This is a genomic window from Pseudomonas sp. p99-361 (assembly GCF_003935475.1).
Classification (GTDB): domain Bacteria; phylum Pseudomonadota; class Gammaproteobacteria; order Pseudomonadales; family Pseudomonadaceae; genus Aquipseudomonas; species Aquipseudomonas juntendi.
In genome coordinates this window covers 1-1983 of record NZ_RHQO01000136.1, presented here as the reverse complement: position 1 = coordinate 1983, position 1983 = coordinate 1, and the positions used below count along the sequence as shown (strand labels likewise).

Here is a 1983-nt window from a genome sequence, read left to right as displayed (position 1 = left end):
GGTCGGCGCTCGATCTCACAGGCGCTGAAGATGCTCCGGCTACCCTTGCCAGAAACCATAGAATCTCCCACAGGTACTGCGCAAAGCTCAGGTGTTGTGTCGCGATGGGCTGCGCAGCAGCCCCGGGATGCCGTAACCTCGCGCTTGACGTTAAACTGTCATCTCCCCAGCAATGGACAGGAGATCCGGCGTGACCCCACCCCGCAGTTTCCCCAGTGACCTCTGCCTCGACAGCCCGCGCCTGCAACTGCGCCCCATGCGCCATGCCGATGCCGCGCAGTGGCTGGCGATCATGGCCGACCCCGAGGTCATGCGTTATTGGCACCATGCCCCTTGGCAAAACCTGGCCGAGGCCGAAAGCGCCCTGGCCGCCGACCGCGAAGCCTATGCCAATGGCGACCAGCTCAAGCTGGGTATGTACCGCCGCGACAACGGTGAACTCATCGGCATGGTCCAGCTGTTCAACATCGACGATGTTTCCCGCCGTGGCGAGATCGGCTACTGCCTGGCCAGCGCCGTGCAGGGCAGGGGCTACATGGACGAAGCGCTCACCTGCTTCATCGATTACCTGGCCAACACCCTGCACATGCGCCGCCTGGAAGGTGAGATCGACCCGCGCAACCAAGGCTCGGCACGCACCCTGGAACGGCAAGGTTTCGTGCTTGAAGGCACCCTGCGGGCGCGCTGGTGCGTGGCCGGTGAGTTGTCCGACTCCGGCATCTATGGTCTGCTGCTTGAGCCCCCGGTCGCCTAGGAATTTGCCCTTTGCCCGTTTTCTACCTGAGCATCAGCCTGCTGCTGTACTTGCTCGCCCTGTTCTTCAACGGCGCGCACATGAATGGCGGGCATCACATGCCGGCGCTGCAGATGCTGCTGTACGGGCCATGGGGCTTGCCCTTCGGCTTGCACCAATGGTTTGCCAACCCGCTGCTGGCGTTGGCCATCCTTGCCCACCGGCGCTTTCGCCGGCTGGCATTGCTGGCCGGGTTGGCGGCGGTTTACCTGGCGGGCAGCAGCTTCGGCATCACCCGTCTGCCGGATAACCAGACTTATGAATTCCATGACCTGAGCGGATTTGGTGCCGGCTTCTACCTGTGGCTGGCGGCGATGGGCGTGTTCTGCCTGGGCCAGGCCTGGCATTGCTGGAAGGCCCGCAGCGCTGAGGACATGCCCGGTTGGAACTGGCTTGATGTGGCCTTGATTGCGGCGTTGGGTGTGGCGGTTTATGCCGCCACACAGATGCCAGCGCTGCAATTCGAGCCGGGCAAGGTGCTGATGCCGCCGGTGCAACCCCAGACGCTTTGATACCTAAAAGGAGAGTAGGCATGTGCAAGCAATACCTGGCAGGGCTGGCACTGACCTGCGTGCTGCCATTGGCCGTGGCCGATGACTACACGGCGGCGTACGTGCAGTGCATGGACAAGGCCTCCAGCACGGTGGCCATGAGTGAGTGCATCGGGGCCGAGACGCAGGTGCAGGACCAGCGCTTGAACCGGGTGTACAAGCAACTGATGGGCAAGCTGGATGCCGGGCAGCAGAAAAGCTTGCGCGATGTGCAGCGCAAGTGGCTGGTGTACCGCGATGGCAATTGCCAGTTTCATGTGCAGGCCAGTGGCGGGACCATGGCGCAGCTGGAAGGCGGTACCTGCATGATGAGCATGACCCGCGACCGCGCGGCGGAGCTGGAGCGGGTGCTTAGCCCGGGGCAGTGAGTTGCCTGTACGGGCCTCTTCGCGGGCATGCCCGCTCCCACAGGGGTAGTGTTGGGAGCAACTGACTTGTATTGCCTGGACTGGCCTCATCGCCGGCAAGCCAGCTCCCACATGGATTGCGCCAGCTTATGGCTTTTGAGCAAGACAGTTGCTCCCCCAGGGATTGCACAGGATTTGAAGTCGATGCGATCGAGGTGGGAGATTCTATGGTTTCTGGCAAGGGTAGCCGGAGCATCTTCAGCGCCTGTGAGATCGAGCGCCGCCCGCGCGG

At 62.9% G+C, this 1983-nt stretch carries 3 protein-coding genes; all 3 read left to right on the top strand.

Annotated features, from left to right (window positions below; genetic code table 11):
- Nucleotides 1-190 precede the first annotated feature (190 nt).
- Genes EGJ22_RS25805 through EGJ22_RS25795 form a run of 3 tightly spaced genes read left to right on the top strand, consistent with a single transcriptional unit; the run spans nucleotide 191 to nucleotide 1712 of the window.
- Nucleotides 191-754, top strand: a complete 564-nt coding sequence (locus tag EGJ22_RS25805; RefSeq protein ID WP_009681616.1) for a GNAT family N-acetyltransferase — start codon at nucleotides 191-193, stop codon at nucleotides 752-754.
- 11 nt (nucleotides 755-765) lie between these two features.
- Complete coding sequence (locus tag EGJ22_RS25800; RefSeq protein WP_009681617.1) at nucleotides 766-1305, top strand: hypothetical protein; 540 nt, start codon at nucleotides 766-768, stop codon at nucleotides 1303-1305.
- Nucleotides 1306-1325: 20 nt separating this feature from the next.
- Complete coding sequence (locus EGJ22_RS25795; RefSeq protein WP_009681618.1) at nucleotides 1326-1712, top strand: lysozyme inhibitor LprI family protein; 387 nt, start codon at nucleotides 1326-1328, stop codon at nucleotides 1710-1712.
- Nucleotides 1713-1983 lie beyond the last annotated feature (271 nt).

Coding starts and splice junctions, on each gene's coding strand:
- EGJ22_RS25795 (WP_009681618.1), top strand. CDS start 1,326: ATGTGCAAGCAATACCTGGCAGGGCTGGCACTGACCTGCGTGCTGCCA.